Source organism: Curtobacterium sp. MCLR17_054 (genome assembly GCF_003234335.2).
GTDB lineage: Bacteria > Actinomycetota > Actinomycetes > Actinomycetales > Microbacteriaceae > Curtobacterium > Curtobacterium flaccumfaciens.
In genome coordinates this window covers 1,254,408-1,271,926 of the sequence record NZ_CP126263.1, presented here as the reverse complement: position 1 = coordinate 1,271,926, position 17,519 = coordinate 1,254,408, and the positions used below count along the sequence as shown (strand labels likewise).

Below are 17,519 nucleotides of genomic sequence, written 5' to 3'. Positions count from 1 at the left end.
CGCGCCTCCAGTCCGTCACGGCGTGGGGACCGCCGCGCGGTCACCAGGGCAGGGTGCCCTCGCGATCCGTGACGGTGCCGGTCGGCGTGTCCGCGCCGAGGGTCGCGACCCGGACGGCCGCGTCGGCGCCCTCCTCGACGCTGTGCCCGAGGTTCCCGGTGAACTCCGTCGCGGTCTGGCCGGGGTCCACCGCGTTGAAGCGGACGTCCGGCGTCGTCTTCGCGTACTGCATCGTCAGCATCGTGACCGCGGTCTTCGACGACCCGTACGCCGCGAGGGGGTACTGCGACTCCACGCGTTCGGGGTCGTGGATCATCGTGAACGACCCGAGGCCGCTCGTCACGTTGATCACCGAGGGCGCAGCGGACCGCCGGAGGACCGGTAGGAACGCGTTCGTCACACGGACGACCCCGAAGACGTTCGTCTCGTAGACGTCGCGGAGCTGGTCGACGGTCATGTCCTCGGGTGCGGTGACGTCCCCGAGGATGCCGGCGTTGTTGATCAGCACGTCGAGGTGCCCTGCCTGGTCACCGATCGTCGCGGCGGCCGCGGCGACGGAAGCGTCGTCCGTGACGTCGAGCTGCACGAACGAGGCGCCGAGTTCGTAAGCGGCTCGCCGACCGCGATCGGTGTCGCGGGCGCCGATCCACACGGTGTGCCCGGCGGCGATCAGCCGTCGCGCGGTCTCCCGGCCGATGCCCTTGTTGCCGCCGGTGATGAGGGTGTTCGTCATGGTGTTCCTTCGAGCTCGTTGCTGGTGGTGAGGTGACCAGCGTGCGGCGCTGCCGGATCTCCAGCCACGGAAGGACAGTCCTACCCAGCGGCGGGTCCACACGCGGAGAATGGTCGGGTGTCCGCAGACCAGGTCGAAGCCCTCGGCGATCTCCTCCGATCGTGGCGGGGGCGGCTGACCCCCGAGGACGTCGGGATGGAGTCGTACGGTCGACGCAGGACGGCGGGACTCCGCCGTGAGGAACTCGCGCAGCTCGCCGGTGTCAGCGCCGACTACGTGATGCGGCTCGAGCAGGGCCGCTCCCGCACGCCCTCTGCCCAGGTCGTCCAGGCACTCGCTCGTGCGCTCCAGCTCGACCGCGCCGAGACGGACCTGTTCCACCGCGCCGCCGGACTGGCGTCTCCCCGGGCTGGTGTGGTGTCCCGCCACATCCCGCCCGGGGTCCAGCGGATGCTCGTCCGGATGGGTGACCTGCCGCTCGCCGTGTTCGCCGCCGACTGGACACTGCTGCACTCCACGCCGCTCTGGCAGGCACTCTTCGACGCGCCGTCGGTGCGCAAGGACCCCGAACAGAACCTGATCGTGCAGACGTTCCTCGACAACAGCGTCGCCGAGATCGCGACGGCGCACGGTGGACCGGAACCGTTCGAGCGGGCGCTCGTCGCCGACCTCCGGCGCACCGCCGGAAGCCTCGGCGGCGACCCGGCGTTCCGCGCGTTCATCGTCCGGCTCCGGACCGAGAGCGAACGCTTCGCCGGGTACTGGGACGAAGGACGAGCCTCGGCGCACCAGTCGCTCGTGAAGACGGTCCACAACCCGATCGTCGGTGACGTGGTCCTGGACTGCGACGTCGTCACCGTTCCCGACTCGGACATCAAGCTCGTCGTCTACTCCACGCCCGAGAGCGGCCCCGACGCCGACAAGCTCGACTTCCTGCGGGTGCGCGCCGTCCGTGCAGCGGCGGCCCCGGTCGCGACACGCCCGGCGGCGAAGGATCTGTGAGGATGTCCCCTCCGTGCACACTGCGGAGTGAAGGGGGTGGACATGAACCGATCAGCCGAGCCGGACAGCGCGCTCGTGGCGGCAGCCGCGCGCGGCGACCGCAGTGCGGTCACCGCGTTGTTCGACCGTCACGCCGAGACCATGACCCGCTACACCTGGGCACTGGTCACGCGGCGCATGGACGTCGAGGAGATCGTGCAGGACGCGTTCCTGACCCTCTGGCAGAAGGCCGACACCGTGGAGGTCCCCGGGGAGTCACTCCTGCCGTGGCTGCTCGTCGTGTGCCGGAACCACGCCGCGAACCTGCGGCGACAGCAGCGGCGACACGAGGGTGTCGACCTGCCCGACGAGCTCGCCGCGCCCGAGCCGGACGACGACGCCCGCGAACGGCTGCGGTGGGTCCGCGCCGAGATCGACGCGCTCGCACCACTCGATCGCCAGGTGTGCGAGCTCTGCCTCATCGAGGGCCGCTCCTACGCCGAGGCCGCCGACCTGCTCGGCATGAGCGTCGGCGCCGTCACCCAGCGCGTGTGGCGGTCCCGTGCACGGATCAAGAAGGCGGTGACGAACGATGAACGATGAACGACGAACCGACCACGGGTCCCCGATGAGCAACGAGCCGCCCGGAGGCGACGAGATGCAGCGGATGCTCGCCGGCATGCGGCAGCAGGTCGTCCGGGGCATGCACGACAAGCCTCGCCCGGCTTCCACACACCGTCGCGTCGGCCTCATCGTGGCGTTGATCGGCGTGCTCGGCATCGGCACCGCGAGCGGTTCGGTGGCGCTCGGACTCGTTCCGACGCCCTTCGCCGCAGCACCTGCACCCGCGCCGTCCTCTGCACCGCCGACACCGACACCGACCCGGTCACCGTCCCCGTCCGCGGCCCGCATCACGCCGACCCCCGCGCCGGCTGACACCACGGCGACGATCCCCGGGGCGTGCACCGATGCCGTGCCGGCCGCCGATGCTCCGCGCTTGTTCGGTTCGCTGGAGATCACCCAGTTCCGCCCCCAGGTACCGGGCGGCAGGACCGACTACTACATCGACCCCGAGATCCCGTTCAAGGAGGACGCGGAGCTGGTCTGTGCCTGGACACCGGGCGGTACCTCCGAGGGCGACGAGGGGCTGTTCCTCGAGATGGGCACGGCAGATCGTGACGTCCTGCAGGCTCGCCTCCGCGTCGTCGCCGACAAGGACTGGACCTGCACCGACACGCTCGGTGGACGTTCGTGCCAGCACACCGAGACGTCGATGTACTACTCGGATCAGGTGGAGACGACGCACACGTTCTTCGTGCGCGGCGACACCTGGATCTCGATCACGCAGTCGAACGTCCCGACCGACGGCCTCCTGAAAGCGCTCGTCCAGCAGACCTGGACGGACTGACCGGCGGACTGGAGGCACGGTGCCAGCTGGCACCGTGCCTCCAGTCGGTCGTCACGCACGCTCAGAGCCAGTGCCGCCGCTTGAACACCGCCCACAGCACGACCGCCAACAGGACCATCGCGACGATCGCCGCCGGGTACCCCCACACCCACCGCAGCTCGGGCATGTGCTCGAAGTTCATGCCGTAGATCGACGCCACCAACGTGGGCGCGAACAGGATCGCCGCCCACGACGAGATCTTCTTCACCTCTTCGCCCTGCTCCATCGACGCCCGCGCCAGCCGCCGGCTCTCCTCCCCCTGTGCCAGGCTCGCGCTGGTCATCCGGCGCATCGCGTCGTTCTGCTCCTGCGTCACCAGGGTCGAGTGCAGCGTGAGCGCGTTCTCGAGCAGCGTCCGGAACGTGTCGACCCGCTCGGTCACGCGGATCGCGTGGTCGAGCACGTTCCGCAGCTGGTTCTGCACCTCGGTGTCCGTGCCGTACTTCTCGGCACCGCGCAGCAACGCGTTGAGCATCCCGGGCAGCGGGCCGATGGCGCGCTGGAACCCGATGACCTCGCTCAGCAGCTGGTAGATCCGCCGCGAGGACGCCGGGTCGACGTCACCGTCGAACAGGTCGTCCTCGATGTCGTCGATGTCGTCCTGCAGCCCGGCGACGACCGGGGCGTAGCTGTCGATGACCTCGTCGAGGACCGCGCCGAGCACCGCCTCGGATCCGCGCCCCAGGGCTTCCGGATCGGCTTCGAGTCGTTTCCGCACGTCGGCGAGGTTCGGCTGCTCCGCATGCCGGACGGTCACGACGAAGTCGCGCCCGGTGAACAGGTGCACCTCACCGAACTCGACGGTCTCCTCGTCCTCGTCGTACCAGGCGGGTCGCAGCACCACGAACAGGGTGTCGCCGTAGCGCTCGAGCTTCGCCCGCTGGTGTCCCTTGTGCGCGTCCTCGACGGCGAGCGGGTGCAGCCCGAACTCGTCCGCGACCGAGGCCAGCTCGGTGGCCGTCGGTCGGAACAGCCCGATCCAGGCCATCGCGCCGCTTCCGGCAGCGTCGAGCGCCTCGTCGGTCAGGCTGAGGTCCTGCGGCGACTCCGTTCGGGTTCCGTTGACGTAGATGCCGTTGTCGATGAGGGCCACCGGTGTCCTCCTGGTTCCGTGGTGCATGCGGGCAACCTGCCGAGCATGCCGGACCGCCGACGGCGGGCGCGCTTCCCTGACGGAGCCCTCACGCTTTGCGCCGGATTCCTGTCGGAGTCCTGACACGCCCTGGGCGCGACCGCAGGACGGACTGGAGGCACGGTGCCAGCTGGCACCGTGCCTCCAGTCCGTCAGCCGTCGCGTTCAGGACCGCCGGCAGTCCGATCCGCTCGTTGCGTTCAGGGCACGTCCTCGCCGAAGGCGAGCAGCGTCCACGGCTCCAGGTCGTGCATCCCGACGCTGGTCTCCCGCTCGGTACGATCCGGCCGGAACTCCCGCTTGACGTAGTCGACGAGATCATCGCCGTAGATGACCACGTCCGTCTGGTGCACCGAAAAGACGGGCGCCCCGCTGCCGAGCGGCGCGGCAGGCAGGTAGCGGTGCGAGTACAACGGCACCAGCTGCGGCCACTGCCGCAGGTGCCGCGCAGCCGCCTCGAGACGCTGCGACTCGTCGCCGGGTCGCTCGCCCCACGACCCGGGCCAGAAGGCGTCGTGACGGACGTCGAACAGGGCGCCCTCGACCGGCCACCGGATCGCTCGCCGCAGTCGTTCGTCGTTCCGCGCGCGCCAGTCGAACCAGCCGTCCCCGCTCGGCAGCGCGAGGGAGAGCAGGGCTCGGTGGTCCGCGCCGAACCGGACGCCGTACCGACGCTCGGCCCGCGCCAGTTCCCGTTCCGTCAAGCCGGGTTCGAGAGCAACACCGAACGTCCGGAGGAGTTCGACGGTCAGGGCTGCGGACACCCTCGAAGCCTAGGCCGACGGACACGAGCCCCACGAGCACGTGGCAGGCGAGACGGCGTGGATCTGACGGAACGTCGGGACGACAGCGAAGATGGCGAGGTGAATCGCACCGATCGGCTCTACGGCCTCGTGGAGGAGTTGCGCGCCGTCGCCCCGCAGCCGCGGAGCGCTCGTCGTCTCGCGGAGCGGTTCGAGGTGTCGGTGCGGACCATCGAACGGGACATCTCCGCGTTGCAGCAGTCGGGTCTGCCCATCTGGGCGGAGCCCGGCCGGAGGGGCGGGTACGTCATCGACGCGTCCGCCACGCTCGGCCCGGCGGGCTTCACGCCGGACGAGGCCCTCGCGGTGCTGATCGGGCTCGGCTCGCTCGGGCGCAGTCCGTTCCGGCAGGCGGCGCAGACCGCGGCCAGGAAGACGCTCGCGGTCATGCCCGCCGGGGATGCCGCACGAGCCAGCGCGCTGGCCTCGCGGGTGCACTTCCTGGAGGACGAGGAGGACACGGTCGCCCCGGCCGAGTTCGCGGCTGCCCTGCGTGCGGATCGAGTCGTGCGGCTCCGGTACCGGGATGCCGGCGGAGCGGAGTCCGTCCGCGACGTCGAACCGCTGGGGTCGATCGGGAAGGACGGTCAGTGGTACCTGATCGCCTGGTGCCGGACCCGCGACGGGGTGCGGGCGTTCCGGGGCGACCGGATGCTGTCGGTCGAGGTCACCGACGAGCGGCCTGCGCAGCGCATCCTGCGATCCGAGGACCTCGCGATCCAGTACGGACGACTCCGGCCGGTCCTCGACGACTAGCGCGGTCGGTTTCCGGAAACGCGGTCGGTTTCCGGAAACACCGACAGGACGGTGTCGCGGCGGCCGGTGAAGCTGGTCGCTCCGAGTCAGCAGCACCACCGTGAGGAACCCCATGTCGTTCGCATCCGTCCGCATCATCACCGACGACCTCGAGGGCATGGTCGCCTTCTACGAGCGGATCACCGGCCAGCCGGCCGAGCGCCCTGCACCGGTCTTCGCGCAGTTCATCGGCCCAGGCGGGACCCTCGCGATCGCCAGCACCGCCACGGTCGCCATGCTCAGCGGCGCGCTGACGCCGGCCACGAACCGTTCCGTGCTCATCGAGTTCGAGGTCGCCGACGTCGACGGCGACTTCGCCGGACTGCAGCTCGGCAGCGACGACGTCGTCCTGGAGCCGACCACGATGCCGTGGGGCAACCGCTCCGCACTGGTCCGCGACCCGGACGGCAACGTCGTCAACCTGTTCAGCAGGCCCGCCGCCGCCAACTAGGCGGAGCGGCTCAGGCGGCGGCGGCGTTCGCGGACGAGCGGCACTCCTCCGGTGGTCGCCCAGCAACGGACTCCGCAGCGATGTCACGGAGCCGTGTAAGCCGGTCGTGGGTGGCGCCGAGGGCCTCGATCTGGCGTCGGATGCGATCGCTCTCCTCGTCGAAGTGGTCGAGCATCGTCCGCGTCGCGACCCCGGTGTCGAGGAAGGGCAGGATCTCGACGATCCGACGACTCGGCATGCCCGCCGCGTAGAGCATCTGCATGAAGCGCACCCGCGCGACATCGGGCTCGCGGTACTCCCGGTGTCCGCCCGCGGTCCGCTCCGACTCGAGGAGCCCCTGCTCCTCGTAGTACCGCAGTGACCGGACGCTGACGCCGGCCCGTTCTGCGAGTTCACCGATCCGCATCGTTCTGTCCCTCGGGCTTGATTCTCACGTTGACGTCAGGTTCTACCGTAGCGGGCATGAACCTCTCTGGAGCCACCGCCCTCGTCACCGGCACGAACCGCGGTATCGGACGCCACCTCGCCGCACAGCTGATCGCACGCGGGGCGAAGGTCTACGCCACCGCCCGACGCCCCGAACTGATCGACCTCGAGGGCGTCGAGCGCCTCGCCCTCGACATCACCTCCCCCGCGTCGGTCGCAGCGGCCGCCGCGGTCGCGACCGACGTCGATATCCTGATCAACAACGCCGGGATCGCGACCACGGCGACCCTGCTGGGCGATCTGGACGCAGCCCACGCCGACATGGACACGAACGTCTGGGGCACCCTGTCCGTGATCCGCGCGTTCGCACCCGTCCTGGCGGCGAACGGCGGTGGGAGCATCGTGAACATCGCCTCGGGTGCCTCGTGGCTCGCCATGCCCGGAGCCTCCGCCTACGCGGTGTCGAAGGCCGCCCTGTGGAACATGGGCAACGCGTTGCGGCACGAGCTGGCCGGCCAAGGGACCGCGGTGATGTCCGTGCACCTCGGAGTGGCCGACACCGACATGACCGCGGGGATCTCGATGGCCAAGACCGACCCTGCGGATGTGGCGCGCGCCACCCTGGACGGGGTCGAACGTGACGACTACGAGGTCGTGGTGGACGAGCAGGCCGCGTTGATCAAGCAGATGCTCGCCGGGGACCCCAAGGAGCTGTACGCGGTGGTGGCGCAGATGCTCGCGTCGTAGGAGCCGGCTTCACGCAGCCTTCGGCACGGCCGCCAACGTGCGGCCGTGCCGGGCCGCCTGCTCTTCGGCGCGGACCCGCAGTTCGTCGGCCAGCTCCGTGAACTGATCGAGGGCGGGGTTCACCCCGACGAGCGTGAACTCGCGCGTCACCACGTCGAGGTCGAGCTGCCAGACATCCTCGAGGATGCGGCGCATCCAGGCCGTGGCGTGGTCCCAGCCCTCACGGGGTGTGCCTGCGGAGTAGTTGCCACCCTGCACCGTGACGAGGACGGCCGGCTTGCCCGCGGTCGCGGGCACGGCGCCGGGTGCCATGCGCGGGTCGGTCAGCACGAGGTCCACGTAGGACTTGAAGTGCTGCGAGACGCCGAAGTTGTAGAGCGGCACGGCGAACAGCAGGGCGTCGGCACCGGCGAGCTCGTCGGTCAGCTCGGCGGCCAGGGCGACCGCGGCGACCTGGGCCGCAGTGCGCTCGGACTCGGGCGTCGCAGATGCGGCGACGGCGTCGGCCCAGCTGTCGGCGGGCACGGGATCGGTGCCGACGTGACGGCGGGTCACCTCGGAGCCCGCGTGCACGGCACTCCACTCGGTCTCGACGATGTCGCCGAGTGCTCGGCTGGTGGAGCCCTCGGTGCGGATGCTGGCGTCCAGGCGGAACAGGGTCATGACACTCCTTCGATCGTTCCCGGGTCGACGACGCGGGCTTCGGTTACGATGAGTAACCCTGCCCGCCGGGTTCCCGTTACCGCAAACGATCCCCTGTTACCCGGCAGTAACCACGGGAGACCCCATGACGGACCAGACCGCGCTGGACCAGTTGCAGGCCCGACTCCACCAGTCGATGCCCACGATGGCCGAGCTGTGCACGAGTGAGGACCCGGAACTCTTCCGGTCGCTGCTGTCCCGGATGGGCGACAAGTGGACGCTGTTGGTGATCGGCGTGCTCGGTGACGAGCGGCGGCGGTTCACCGAGCTCTCCGAGGTCATCCCCGGCATCTCACGCCGGATGCTGACCGTGACGCTGCGCGCACTCGAGCGCGACGGGCTCGTCTCGCGGACGGTCCACGCCGAGGTGCCGCCGCGCGTCGAGTACGAGCTCACCGACCTCGGACGGTCGCTGCAGTACGTGGCCCTCGCCCTCGCCGACTGGGTGCGGGAACACCAGCAGGTGATCGCCGGCAACCGGCAGGTCTTCGACGGAGACGGTGACGCCCCAGATCGATGACGACGACCCTGGCGCCAGCCCCCGGTCGGGTCCTGAGCGGAAAGCACAGCGCTGGCACCCGAGCTCAGGAGGCGAGGGGCTCCGGCTCCCATGCCGGGTCCGCTGACGGGTGCTCCTCGACGGACCGGCGCGCGCGGCGGATCCGGACGATCGTGGGCGGTAGCACCCAGACGAGGACCCCGGCCATGAGTGACCGACCGATCCACGCCGCTCCCCGCAATCGACGGCCGCTACCTGCGGAGCCGGTCCGCGGCGTCCGTCGCGGCACCGACCATGCGGCGGATGAAGGCGGCGTGGTGCTCGAGCTCCGCTGCAGGCACCTGTTGCAGGGCGGCAGCGATCTCGGCGGTCGACCGCTCCGTGAACGCCCGCGCACGTTCCCGTGCCGCCGGTGTCGGACGGAGCGTCACCCGGCGCCGGTCGGTGTGCTCGCGGCTGCGAGCGAGCAGTCCGGCCGCCTCCAGGCGGTTCAGCAAGACCGTCACGGATCCGGAGGTCATACCGATCCTCTGCCCGAGTCGTGCGGGCGACAGCGGGTCGCCAGAAGAGTCCGCCCAGAGCACCTGCCCCAGGGCGTTCGCATCGGTCGTCGGCAGGTCGAGCCACGAGGACATCAGCTGGTTGAGTTCCGCGAACGCCACGGCCCATGTCTGTAGCGCTTCCATCACCTCGACCTGGGGTGCGTCCCACTCCGTCTCGAACACGTCGTCCATCAGATTCCTTTACTGTGTAGTATCTTTACTCTAAAGCTCACGACGGAGGAACACCATGGCAAACCGCACCGCTGTCATCTCAGGAGCCAGTATCGCTGGCCTGTCGACCGCATACTGGCTCCGCCGGACCGGATGGGACGTGACCGTCATCGAACGCGCCGCTGCGTTCCGTGACGGCGGACAGAACGTCGATGTTCGAGGCGTCGCGCGCGACGTGCTTCGCAAGATGGGCTTGTTCGACGCCGTGAAGGCACGGAACACCACCGAGACGGGCACCGTGCTCGTCGACGGGCGAGGGGCCGTCACCGCCGAACTGCCCTCCGACGGGGCCGGCGGTGCGACCGCGGAACTCGAGATCCTGCGCGGCGACCTCGCTCGGACGATCCTCGACAACCTGCCGGCCGGCGTCTCCTTCATCTACGGGGACACCGTGTCGGACGTCGCCGACGACGCTGCGGGAGTCACCGTGACGACCGCGAATGGACAGCGCCTCAGCGCGGACCTGTTCGTCATCGCCGAGGGTGTGCGGTCTCGGACCCGTGCGATGGTCTTCGCCGAGGGCGACGTCGACCAGCGCGACCTCGACGTCACCATGGTGTTCGGGACCATCCCGCGGACCGACAGCGATGACGACCGTTGGCGGTGGCACAACGCCGTTCGCGGACGCCAGGTCCACCTGCGACCCGACCCGTACGGCACCACCCGCGCGATCCTCGCCTACTCTCCCGGGGACGACGTCATGGGTCTGACTCGTGAGCAGACACTGGCGGCGGTGCGGCGCAGGTACGACGGAGTCGGGTGGGAGGCGCCGCGGGTCCTGGACGCGCTCGACACGTCCCCGGACGTCTACATCGACCAGCTCCAGCAGATCCGGATGCGGACCTGGCACCGCGGCCACGTCGTGATGGCCGGTGACGCCGGATGGTGCGTCACACCGATGGGTGGCGGCGGCGCCTCACTCGCGCTCACCGCCGGGTACGTCCTTGCCGCCGAGCTTGCCGACGTGACGCAGGACCAGGCAGCAGCGCTGACCGCGTACGAGAAGTGGATGCGTCCTCTGGTCGACGATGTGCAGGACCTCCCTCGCGGACTCAAGGCCCTGGCGTACCCGCAGTCCCGACTCGCGCTCGCACTCCGCGGGCTCCTCAACAAGGTGTTGATGTCGCGGCCGCTCCGACCAGTCGCCATGAAGCTCACCCAGGTCGCCGAGACCGATCGCGAGTTGCCGGTCCTCCTCGATCGTTGAGTCCTCAGCGTGACAGGGGACGCACTCACTCCGCGACGTCCGGCAAGCTGGGAGCGTGGCCGACACAGCCCCAGGTACCGTCCACTTCCATCAGAAGCACCACGAAGCGATAATCCGCGGCGACAAGGTCACCACCGTGCGGTGGAACGAGTCTGTACAGGTCGGCGCGGCGACGTTCGTCTTCGACGATCACCCGACCGCCGAACCGTTGACCGGCGCGATCACCGCCGTGCACCGGTACCGGCTCGACACCCTCACGGCAGAACAGGCGCATCAGCCTCCGGGGACGGACATGCGGCGCTTCGGGGAACAGCTCCGCGAGAACTACTACCCCGAGATGCCGGACGACGCGGTCGTCGAAGTGGCAGAACTCATGACTCGGCCATCTCTGTAGGGCATCTGCTGACGGACACCAGAGTGGCCGCCAGCGCGCATACCCTGGCGCAATGAGGCAACGTCGAGTCGGGGGTCCTGCACTGTTGGTCGGCGTCGCCGTCGCGGTCGCGGTGACGCTCACCGGCTGCACGGGAGGCAGCGACGGCCTCGCGAAGCAGTACCGCGAAGGCGGCACGCAGAACTACATCTCGGGAGACGGCGCTGTCACGGAGTTCGCCGCGAACGATCGTGGTGAACGGGTCACTTTCGAGACCCATGACCTCGACGGCAAGGTCATCCGTGCCGATCAGTACCGTGGCAAGGCGCTCGTCCTCAACTTCTGGTACGCGTCGTGCGCACCCTGCCGCGTCGAGGCGAAGGACCTCCAAGCCGTCAGCGATGATCGGCACGCCCAGGCGTCGTTCCTCGGTGTCGATGTCCGGGACTCGGCAGCGACGGCGCGTGCCTTCGTGAAGGAGCACGACGTCTCGTACAGCAACGCCGTTGATCAGGACGCGGCCGTGCAACTCGCGTTCTCCGGGACGAACGCCCCCAACTCGACGCCGGCAACCATCATTCTCGACAAGGAGGGCCGGGTGAGCGCCCGCATCCTCGGGCCGATCAATCGCAGTGTGTTGACGACGTTGATCGACGAAGCCAACAAGTGACGACGTGACGTCGGAGTCCTGAACAACGAGCCAGTCAGTGCGCCGAGCGCGGACGGCGGGGTGCCCCGTGGAGGTATCGCCTGACGGTCCGGCAGGAGTGACGGGCGTCGTGGCTACTTCTTCTCGAACTTTTCCCAGTAGCGGGCGAGAGCCGCTTGGCCCGGTCGAGCCGTCGTGAACAGGACTACAGCGAACCCGATGAAGATGACGAGAACCGCGACCACCAGGTCGAGCGTGCCGTCGGAGTGAGCCATCAACACGAAGCCGATGACGATGACCAGCGCACCCAGTGTCGCGAGTACGACGCGTCGAGGGGTCATGAGTGCAAATCTATCGTCACCGTCATGGATCGGTATCAATTCGCCTCGCGGTCAACGGCATTCGTTCAGCGACGAGGCCGGTGGAGACCTCCCGTGAGCCGATCGGCTTGCGGTACTGCTTCCATCGCTTGCGCTGCGCGACCGCGCTACGCTCAGCGAGGTGGGCACGTTCTTGATGGGCTGGCAGTGATCGGCGTCACATGGGGCTGTGTTCTCGTACTCTTCCCGAGGACGATCTCCCGCTTCGCGCGGAAAGTGCAAGGGGAGTTCTGGGGAGGGCAGTTGACTCCGGAGCGCACACGATTCATCGGCTGTGGTTTTGTTCTCGGAGGCGTCATCGCAACTGGGACGTTCGTCGCCGAGTTCCTCAGGCGCTGAGGGCCGGAGGAACGCCGCGTACGGGATCGCTAGGCGGTCAACTGGGCTCGGAGCTCTTCTGGCGTCAGGTCGTAGCCCGTCGCACGAGGTCCCGACCAATTCAGGCCTGCGTTCAGTCCGTCCTTCTCGATTCCCGGAAGCCATCGGCTCTCGAAGTCAACCCGCGAAATCTCCAGGGGTCGAAAGCCCTTGTAGGCCGGAACCTGTGCGATGACGCGCTCCGCGCGCGACCGCCGAGACCAGAACGGCATTGCCCGGCGGCCATCGGCTGCCTTCGGTGCCGGCACACCGTTGTTGTCTTCGACCGTCCACACCGGACCGTTGCTGCCGATCTCACGAAAGAACGACGACGCCTGTGCAGCACTGACAGTCACACAACAAAACTAGCGCAGACCCTCGTACCGGTAGCCGATCGCCCATCGGGACGTCGGTCGGGTGGTTCCACGGGTAGCTTGAGCATCATGACGACTCACGAGTGGCTGGGCCGACGCCTGCCGCTGTGGGCGCTGGTCCTCGTCGGTGTCGTTCTTCTCGGCGTCGCCGCGTCGCTGTTGGTCCTCGTCGACTCGATGTTGGTCTTCTTGGCTATCTCACCACTCACCATCGTGGGGCTGTACACGCTCGCCTACGCCGGCGGCGAGTGGCGACGACGAAGCGACAAGCAGAGCTCCCGGTAGCCGATTCGCCAGCGGTCTTCGCCGTCCCGCAAGCTTTTCAAGCCCGCGTACAGCGGCCACGGCATGAGCACGATCAACAGGAGCCACGACCCGGGTTGGGTGGTGTTGATGATGAGGTTCAGCAGTCCGAGCGCGAGCAGAAGACTGGCTGCGATCACCATGAACCACGCAAACGGGCGCGGATACTTCGGCGGCTTCACCAGCTCAACGTAACGGCGAGCGGATTGTCTCGCACAACGATCGACCGCCGAACGAGCCTGCCAGCGACTCAGGTTCGCTTCGTCCGGTCACGCTCGGATCGGGCGGACCCGTGGAGTGCGAAGCCGATCGCACCGACGATCGCAGCCAGCAATCCCATCGCCGCGATGACCAGCCCTCCGGCCACGAGCCCGATGTACTGGACGCCCGCACCGAGGAGCGCCATCACGAGCCCCGCGACCAGAGCCCCGAGGCCGAACGCAAGGCCGAACACACGGGGCGGAATGCGAGAGAACATGATTCCATCCAACTATCAACGAGCGGCGCCGGAACGTTTTCGGGTTGGAACCCGTTCGTCCTCGACAACGGCGCCAGCCAGTGCAAGGAACGAAGGTCTGATGTCTCCTCGCAGCTACAGGCAGGTCTCGGTTGCCGGCAACTGACGGACTGGAGGCCCGGTACCAGCTGGCACCGGGCCTCCAGTCCGTCAGTGGCACGCGTCCAGGGCCTGCGCTCCTGTCGTCGCATCCCACGCGCGCCGCCGTACCCGGCAGCACCGTCCGGTCACCCCCAGGTCAAGGGCTGTTCACCCGCTGCCGCTACCTCTGCTTGTCGGACCGCTGCCCGAGGGTCCCGATACCGGAGGACCCATGAACACCCGCACCGCACTGTCCTGCGTTGCCGTCGCCGCCCTCGCCTCGCTGGTTTTCGCGGTGCCGGCACACGCCGACGAGGCCAGCTTCACCAGCAGCAAGCAGCCCTACATCGCCCCCAGCCAGTCGGACATCGACGCCTACTCGCCGGCGCCGACGGGCTACGCCCCCGTCGCCACGGAGTCGGTCGCCCGACACGGATCCCGGGGACTCTCCGCGTACAAGTACGACGCACTGCTGCACCGTCTCGCCGCGACCGCGCAGGCCGAGAACGGGTTCCTGACGCCGGAGATCGGGAAGGAGTTCTCCGCAAACCTCGACGCCATCACCGCGGCGAACGTCGCGAACGGCTACGGCATGCTCACCGGTCAGGGCGCCACCCAGCACCAGGGCATCGGAGCACGAGCCGCGCAGCGCAACAAGCAGCTCTTCGCAGCTGCGGCGAAGACGGGCGGGCGTGTCGTCGCCGAGACATCGGGTGAGTCTCGCGCGACGGAGTCCGGCGAGAACTTCTTGCGGGGCTTCGGGGCCACGGGTGTCAAGCTCGAGCCGCGCCCTGACCTGCTCTACTTCCACGAGGTCGAGAACCCGGACGGCACCGAGAAGGCCGAAGGGTCGCCCGAGCGCCAGCGCGCCCAGGCGTACGAGGACTACGTCGCCGCACAGACCGGTGACGGCGGCACGATCGCCGCGGCCTTGCAGTACATCGAGGCGAAGCCGCGATCCGTCGAAGCGGCGCAGGATCTGCTCTCCGGGATCTTCACGCCCGGGTTCATCGCCGCGATCGGCACGGACAAGGCACACACCTGGTACAACACTGCCGACGGCTCGAAGGGCGGCGCGGTGGCGTGCGCGCCCGGCGCCGACACCAAGGCCGATCCCGATGCCTGCGGCGATCCGAGGAAGTCGATCAAGAGCACCGTCGATGCGGCGATGTCGCTGTACAACCTGTACATCATCGCGGCCGACATGCAAGAGGAGAACGTCGCTCCGCACCAGTTCGACTTCGCGCAGTACTTCGCTGGCCGGCCAGCGGATGCCGAGTGGTTCGCGTACCTGCTCGACGCCGAGGACTTCTACGAGAAGGGCCCGAGCCTCGCCGGGCACGACGAGACGTACTCGATCGCCGAGCCCCTGCTCGACGACTTCTTCGCCATGATCGACGCCCGCGTCGCCGGCGGTGACGTGGTCGCGACCTTCCGCTTCGCGCACGCCGAGACGATCATCCCGTTCGCGGCGCTGCTGCGGCTGCCGGGATCCACCGTCGCCGCGCCCGACAATGCTGCTCCGACCTCGGACGCCGACGTCTACGACGACGCCACCAACCCGTGGCGAGGCTCCCAGGTGACGCCGATGGCGGCGAACGTGCAGTGGGACGTCGTGTCGCGAACGGGCATCGACCCCGCTACCGGAGCCGCCTACACGCCGCTCGTGCGCATGCTCTACAACGAGCGGGAGATCGCGTTCGCCTCCGGGTGCCGTGCGGTCGCCGCAGGGTCGCACTGGGTCAAGGAGACCGAGCTCAAGCACTGCCTCACCGGCACGGCGATGACCGAGAACCCGCTGATCGCTGCAGCCGTGCCAGGACCGACCGCGACGCCCACCGCGGAGCCCACGCCGACGCCGACGCCGACCGTGACACCAGCGGCGCAGGGAGCCGGCGCACCGACGACCCCGGCGACGACGGGGACGGGCACGCTGGCCGCGACCGGAGCGGAGTCACCTGTCGGACCGGCATTGCTCGCGACACTGCTCCTCCTGGCCGGCGCCGGGACGCTGGTGCTGCGTCGCCGGCGTCGCCTGCGACCCACCGAGTGACACCGACGCGGGTCCGCGGCTTCTCGAGATGACCAGCCGGTACCGGCGCCCCGCGCCAGCGGGGTGACGGCCGGACTGGAGGCACGGTGCCAGCTGGCACCGTGCCTCCAGTCCGTCCGTGGTTGCGCTCCAGGTCCTCGCCGAGTTCACCCGCTCCGGGCGATGGGCGCCTCCCCCAGCACGACGAAGGTGGTGTTCCGTTCAACGGACCGACGGCCGGGAGCAGAAGGCATGAGCAGTACAGGGCAGTCCGATCGCCGGACACGTTGGCGCTCGAACCGCGACCTCATCACCGTCCTCATCCTCTCGATCACCGCGGTCCTCACCGCCTGGTGCGGGTTCCAGGCATCGAAGTGGAGCGGCGAGATGTCGATCGCCTTCAGCCAGGCCTCGAGCGCTCGGGTGCAAGCCGCCGACGCGACCTCTGAAGCGCGCGACGCCCGGCAGTGGGACCTCACCATCTGGGTGCAGTGGGTCCTCGCTGATGCACGCAACGACACGGTGCTCCGGGACTACGTCGAGCAACGGTTCACCCCGGAGCTCCGGACCGCGTTCGAGGCGTGGCAGGCAGACGGGAAAGCAGCGGCCGGACCGTTCGCCGAGCGGTCCTACGTCTCCGAGGGCACCGCCACCGCTACCGCACTCGCCGATCGCGCGGATGGACGCTTCGCCCGGGCGCTCGAGATGAACCAACGGGCGGACAAGTACTCCATCCTCACCGTCCTCTTCGCCCTCGTCCTGTTCCTCACGGCCCTGTCCCAACGGGAACTGCGCGAGCGACTGCGAGATGTCCTGTTGATCACAGCCGTCGCTGCGCGCTCGCCGGCGTCGCCCTGCTCGCCACGTTCCCCGTCAAGCTCTGACCAGCCGGAGCGAGTGCTGCGACCAGTGCGGTCGATCGGGAGAGCACCTCGCTCGGACGAGGACATCGCTCGGCTGAGGACATCGCTCGGATGAGCGATGAGCGTCACGGCACCAGCACGGCCCTTCGGATGGAAGGCGCCTGAAGCAGAACGACACTTCTGCGGCGATCCAGCAGCAGGCTGCACTCCTGTCCGATCTGGCCGCGAAGCAGGGGCTGTTCGCAGTCACCGACGGTGTGTACCACCGGGCCTCTCGTCCGTCCGTGGTCGCGCTGCAGATCCGGATCACGTCTCCGCCGAACGGTTGCGAACCACGATGGACTCGCTAGACAAAACGTTCTACGTCTGACATGTTAACGGCTGAACGTCAGCATTGAGAGAAGGAGCAGTCGATGAGCAAGATCGGTCAACAGGCTCGGCGTATCACCGCCGGCTTCGCCGCAGCGGCCGTCGGGGGGATGGTGTTCCTCGGCACGGCCCCCGCGCACGCGCAGGACGTTGCAGGGAGCCAGGGAGTCATCGGCGGATGGTCGGAGAGCACCGGGACCGTCGAGGGCGCAGAAACCGGGATGACAGTGTTCGCGGTGAACCACCGTGGCGCTTCGGAACGGAAGACCATCAGCGGGACGACGCACAAGCGTTCGCATGGTTGGACGACCTGGGCAGGGGTGCAGCACTACACGCGCGCGCGGCTCGAGCACGGCAGCAGGATCATCGCTGACTCCGGCCGGAAGTGGGGCAAGTCCGGCACGGAAGCAGTGACCGCGTGGAAGCCATACCGACCGAACCAGCCCGGCAACGGTGTCGGTAGCGCGAAGACCTACTACGGCAGGTGACACATCGCAGCGGGTGCGAGCCGACGGCTCGCACCCG

Annotated in this window: 24 protein-coding genes; 14 read left to right on the top strand and 10 right to left on the bottom strand. The window is 68.8% G+C overall.

All coding sequences use genetic code 11. The features are described from left to right. Nucleotides 1-40: 40 nt before the first annotated feature. Nucleotides 41-733, bottom strand: coding sequence for an SDR family NAD(P)-dependent oxidoreductase (locus DEJ08_RS06160; protein ID WP_111054314.1), 693 nt, complete (start codon nt 731-733; stop codon nt 41-43). A gap of 117 nt (nt 734-850) precedes the next feature. Here DEJ08_RS06160 and DEJ08_RS06155 point away from each other — a divergent pair, with 117 nt between their 5' ends. Genes DEJ08_RS06155 through DEJ08_RS06145 form a run of 3 tightly spaced genes read left to right on the top strand, consistent with a single transcriptional unit; the run spans nt 851 to nt 3,122 of the window. Next, a complete protein-coding gene (locus DEJ08_RS06155; RefSeq protein WP_111054313.1) occupies nt 851-1,735 on the top strand; it encodes a helix-turn-helix transcriptional regulator in 885 nt (294 codons plus the stop codon). Between the two features lie 42 nt (nt 1,736-1,777). Next, on the top strand, nt 1,778-2,317 hold the full coding sequence (locus DEJ08_RS06150; RefSeq protein WP_083389453.1) for an RNA polymerase sigma factor: 540 nt from the start codon (nt 1,778-1,780) through the stop codon (nt 2,315-2,317). Between the two features lie 25 nt (nt 2,318-2,342). Continuing rightward, complete coding sequence (locus tag DEJ08_RS06145; protein WP_111054312.1) at nt 2,343-3,122, top strand: hypothetical protein; 780 nt, start codon at nt 2,343-2,345, stop codon at nt 3,120-3,122. A 61-nt stretch (nt 3,123-3,183) separates the two neighbouring features. Here DEJ08_RS06145 and DEJ08_RS06140 read toward each other — a convergent pair whose 3' ends face one another. Both DEJ08_RS06140 and DEJ08_RS06135 read right to left on the bottom strand, forming a co-directional pair. Next, nucleotides 3,184-4,254: a magnesium and cobalt transport protein CorA gene (locus DEJ08_RS06140; RefSeq protein ID WP_111054311.1), complete on the bottom strand. Its 1,071-nt coding sequence runs from the start codon at nt 4,252-4,254 to the stop codon at nt 3,184-3,186. A 239-nt stretch (nt 4,255-4,493) separates the two neighbouring features. After that, nucleotides 4,494-5,057 carry a hypothetical protein gene (locus DEJ08_RS06135; RefSeq protein WP_111054310.1) on the bottom strand — a complete coding sequence of 188 codons (564 nt, stop codon included), beginning with the start codon at nt 5,055-5,057 and terminating at the stop codon, nt 4,494-4,496. A gap of 99 nt (nt 5,058-5,156) precedes the next feature. On the opposite strand from DEJ08_RS06135, the gene DEJ08_RS06130 reads away from it, so the two are divergent. Both DEJ08_RS06130 and DEJ08_RS06125 read left to right on the top strand, forming a co-directional pair. Beyond that, nucleotides 5,157-5,852: a helix-turn-helix transcriptional regulator gene (locus DEJ08_RS06130; protein WP_111054348.1), complete on the top strand. Its 696-nt coding sequence runs from the start codon at nt 5,157-5,159 to the stop codon at nt 5,850-5,852. A 112-nt stretch (nt 5,853-5,964) separates the two neighbouring features. Continuing rightward, a complete protein-coding gene (locus DEJ08_RS06125; RefSeq protein WP_111054309.1) occupies nt 5,965-6,342 on the top strand; it encodes a VOC family protein in 378 nt (125 codons plus the stop codon). 10 nt (nt 6,343-6,352) lie between these two features. On the opposite strand, the gene DEJ08_RS06120 is transcribed toward DEJ08_RS06125, so the two are convergent. After that, nucleotides 6,353-6,748, bottom strand: coding sequence for a MerR family transcriptional regulator (locus DEJ08_RS06120; protein WP_111054308.1), 396 nt, complete (start codon nt 6,746-6,748; stop codon nt 6,353-6,355). Between the two features lie 56 nt (nt 6,749-6,804). On the opposite strand from DEJ08_RS06120, the gene DEJ08_RS06115 reads away from it, so the two are divergent. Further along, nucleotides 6,805-7,515 carry an SDR family oxidoreductase gene (locus DEJ08_RS06115; RefSeq protein ID WP_111054307.1) on the top strand — a complete coding sequence of 237 codons (711 nt, stop codon included), beginning with the start codon at nt 6,805-6,807 and terminating at the stop codon, nt 7,513-7,515. A 9-nt stretch (nt 7,516-7,524) separates the two neighbouring features. Here the strand turns inward: DEJ08_RS06115 and DEJ08_RS06110 are convergent, their stop codons facing one another. After that, nucleotides 7,525-8,178: an FMN-dependent NADH-azoreductase gene (locus DEJ08_RS06110; protein WP_111054306.1), complete on the bottom strand. Its 654-nt coding sequence runs from the start codon at nt 8,176-8,178 to the stop codon at nt 7,525-7,527. Nucleotides 8,179-8,302: 124 nt separating this feature from the next. Here DEJ08_RS06110 and DEJ08_RS06105 point away from each other — a divergent pair, with 124 nt between their 5' ends. Further along, complete coding sequence (locus DEJ08_RS06105; protein ID WP_309146904.1) at nt 8,303-8,737, top strand: winged helix-turn-helix transcriptional regulator; 435 nt, start codon at nt 8,303-8,305, stop codon at nt 8,735-8,737. A 230-nt stretch (nt 8,738-8,967) separates the two neighbouring features. Here DEJ08_RS06105 and DEJ08_RS06100 read toward each other — a convergent pair whose 3' ends face one another. Continuing rightward, the gene (locus DEJ08_RS06100; RefSeq protein WP_111023238.1) at nt 8,968-9,450 is read right to left on the bottom strand and encodes a MarR family winged helix-turn-helix transcriptional regulator; all 483 of its coding nucleotides are present in this window, start codon (nt 9,448-9,450) and stop codon (nt 8,968-8,970) included. A 55-nt stretch (nt 9,451-9,505) separates the two neighbouring features. Here DEJ08_RS06100 and DEJ08_RS06095 point away from each other — a divergent pair, with 55 nt between their 5' ends. The 3 genes from DEJ08_RS06095 (at nt 9,506) to DEJ08_RS06085 (ending at nt 11,739) form a co-directional block, all read left to right on the top strand. Next, nucleotides 9,506-10,696 carry an FAD-dependent monooxygenase gene (locus DEJ08_RS06095; protein ID WP_111054305.1) on the top strand — a complete coding sequence of 397 codons (1,191 nt, stop codon included), beginning with the start codon at nt 9,506-9,508 and terminating at the stop codon, nt 10,694-10,696. A 55-nt stretch (nt 10,697-10,751) separates the two neighbouring features. Beyond that, complete coding sequence (locus DEJ08_RS06090; protein ID WP_111046568.1) at nt 10,752-11,090, top strand: ASCH domain-containing protein; 339 nt, start codon at nt 10,752-10,754, stop codon at nt 11,088-11,090. A gap of 85 nt (nt 11,091-11,175) precedes the next feature. Beyond that, a complete protein-coding gene (locus DEJ08_RS06085; protein ID WP_258367031.1) occupies nt 11,176-11,739 on the top strand; it encodes a TlpA family protein disulfide reductase in 564 nt (187 codons plus the stop codon). 113 nt (nt 11,740-11,852) lie between these two features. Here DEJ08_RS06085 and DEJ08_RS06080 read toward each other — a convergent pair whose 3' ends face one another. After that, nucleotides 11,853-12,059, bottom strand: a complete 207-nt coding sequence (locus DEJ08_RS06080) for a hypothetical protein (protein ID WP_111054304.1) — start codon at nt 12,057-12,059, stop codon at nt 11,853-11,855. A 407-nt stretch (nt 12,060-12,466) separates the two neighbouring features. Then, the gene (locus DEJ08_RS06075; RefSeq protein WP_111054303.1) at nt 12,467-12,811 is read right to left on the bottom strand and encodes a DUF2750 domain-containing protein; all 345 of its coding nucleotides are present in this window, start codon (nt 12,809-12,811) and stop codon (nt 12,467-12,469) included. Nucleotides 12,812-12,898: 87 nt separating this feature from the next. Between DEJ08_RS06075 and DEJ08_RS06070 the strand changes: the two genes are divergently transcribed. Further along, nucleotides 12,899-13,114: a hypothetical protein gene (locus DEJ08_RS06070; RefSeq protein WP_111054302.1), complete on the top strand. Its 216-nt coding sequence runs from the start codon at nt 12,899-12,901 to the stop codon at nt 13,112-13,114. Here DEJ08_RS06070 and DEJ08_RS06065 read toward each other — a convergent pair. Together DEJ08_RS06065 and DEJ08_RS06060 are read right to left on the bottom strand one after the other, a co-directional pair. Next, nucleotides 13,063-13,314: a hypothetical protein gene (locus DEJ08_RS06065; RefSeq protein ID WP_146248470.1), complete on the bottom strand. Its 252-nt coding sequence runs from the start codon at nt 13,312-13,314 to the stop codon at nt 13,063-13,065. The genes DEJ08_RS06070 and DEJ08_RS06065 overlap by 52 nt on opposite strands. A 68-nt stretch (nt 13,315-13,382) precedes the next feature. After that, nucleotides 13,383-13,610, bottom strand: a complete 228-nt coding sequence (locus DEJ08_RS06060; RefSeq protein ID WP_146248469.1) for a hypothetical protein — start codon at nt 13,608-13,610, stop codon at nt 13,383-13,385. A 352-nt stretch (nt 13,611-13,962) separates the two neighbouring features. Between DEJ08_RS06060 and DEJ08_RS06055 the strand changes: the two genes are divergently transcribed. The 3 genes from DEJ08_RS06055 (at nt 13,963) to DEJ08_RS06045 (ending at nt 17,482) form a co-directional block, all read left to right on the top strand. Beyond that, on the top strand, nt 13,963-15,783 hold the full coding sequence (locus DEJ08_RS06055; RefSeq protein ID WP_111054301.1) for a histidine-type phosphatase: 1,821 nt from the start codon (nt 13,963-13,965) through the stop codon (nt 15,781-15,783). Nucleotides 15,784-16,014: 231 nt separating this feature from the next. Beyond that, the gene (locus tag DEJ08_RS06050) at nt 16,015-16,740 is read left to right on the top strand and encodes a hypothetical protein (protein WP_258367030.1); all 726 of its coding nucleotides are present in this window, start codon (nt 16,015-16,017) and stop codon (nt 16,738-16,740) included. Nucleotides 16,741-17,038: 298 nt separating this feature from the next. Then, nucleotides 17,039-17,482, top strand: a complete 444-nt coding sequence (locus DEJ08_RS06045) for a hypothetical protein (RefSeq protein ID WP_111054300.1) — start codon at nt 17,039-17,041, stop codon at nt 17,480-17,482. Nucleotides 17,483-17,519: the final 37 nt, after the last annotated feature.

Excerpts from the sequence above, each read along its gene's own strand:
- DEJ08_RS06115 (WP_111054307.1), top strand. The coding sequence starts at position 6,805 with ATGAACCTCTCTGGAGCCACCGCCCTCGTCACCGGCACGAACCGCGGT.
- DEJ08_RS06120 (WP_111054308.1), bottom strand. The coding sequence starts at position 6,748 with ATGCGGATCGGTGAACTCGCAGAACGGGCCGGCGTCAGCGTCCGGTCA.
- DEJ08_RS06080 (WP_111054304.1), bottom strand. The coding sequence starts at position 12,059 with ATGACCCCTCGACGCGTCGTACTCGCGACACTGGGTGCGCTGGTCATC.
- DEJ08_RS06045 (WP_111054300.1), top strand. The coding sequence starts at position 17,039 with ATGAGCAAGATCGGTCAACAGGCTCGGCGTATCACCGCCGGCTTCGCC.
- DEJ08_RS06055 (WP_111054301.1), top strand. The coding sequence starts at position 13,963 with ATGAACACCCGCACCGCACTGTCCTGCGTTGCCGTCGCCGCCCTCGCC.
- DEJ08_RS06150 (WP_083389453.1), top strand. The coding sequence starts at position 1,778 with ATGAACCGATCAGCCGAGCCGGACAGCGCGCTCGTGGCGGCAGCCGCG.
- DEJ08_RS06105 (WP_309146904.1), top strand. The coding sequence starts at position 8,303 with ATGACGGACCAGACCGCGCTGGACCAGTTGCAGGCCCGACTCCACCAG.
- DEJ08_RS06110 (WP_111054306.1), bottom strand. The coding sequence starts at position 8,178 with ATGACCCTGTTCCGCCTGGACGCCAGCATCCGCACCGAGGGCTCCACC.
- DEJ08_RS06050 (WP_258367030.1), top strand. The coding sequence starts at position 16,015 with ATGAGCAGTACAGGGCAGTCCGATCGCCGGACACGTTGGCGCTCGAAC.
- DEJ08_RS06095 (WP_111054305.1), top strand. The coding sequence starts at position 9,506 with ATGGCAAACCGCACCGCTGTCATCTCAGGAGCCAGTATCGCTGGCCTG.
- DEJ08_RS06145 (WP_111054312.1), top strand. The coding sequence starts at position 2,343 with ATGAGCAACGAGCCGCCCGGAGGCGACGAGATGCAGCGGATGCTCGCC.
- DEJ08_RS06160 (WP_111054314.1), bottom strand. The coding sequence starts at position 733 with ATGACGAACACCCTCATCACCGGCGGCAACAAGGGCATCGGCCGGGAG.
- DEJ08_RS06060 (WP_146248469.1), bottom strand. The coding sequence starts at position 13,610 with ATGTTCTCTCGCATTCCGCCCCGTGTGTTCGGCCTTGCGTTCGGCCTC.
- DEJ08_RS06070 (WP_111054302.1), top strand. The coding sequence starts at position 12,899 with ATGACGACTCACGAGTGGCTGGGCCGACGCCTGCCGCTGTGGGCGCTG.
- DEJ08_RS06125 (WP_111054309.1), top strand. The coding sequence starts at position 5,965 with ATGTCGTTCGCATCCGTCCGCATCATCACCGACGACCTCGAGGGCATG.
- DEJ08_RS06100 (WP_111023238.1), bottom strand. The coding sequence starts at position 9,450 with ATGGACGACGTGTTCGAGACGGAGTGGGACGCACCCCAGGTCGAGGTG.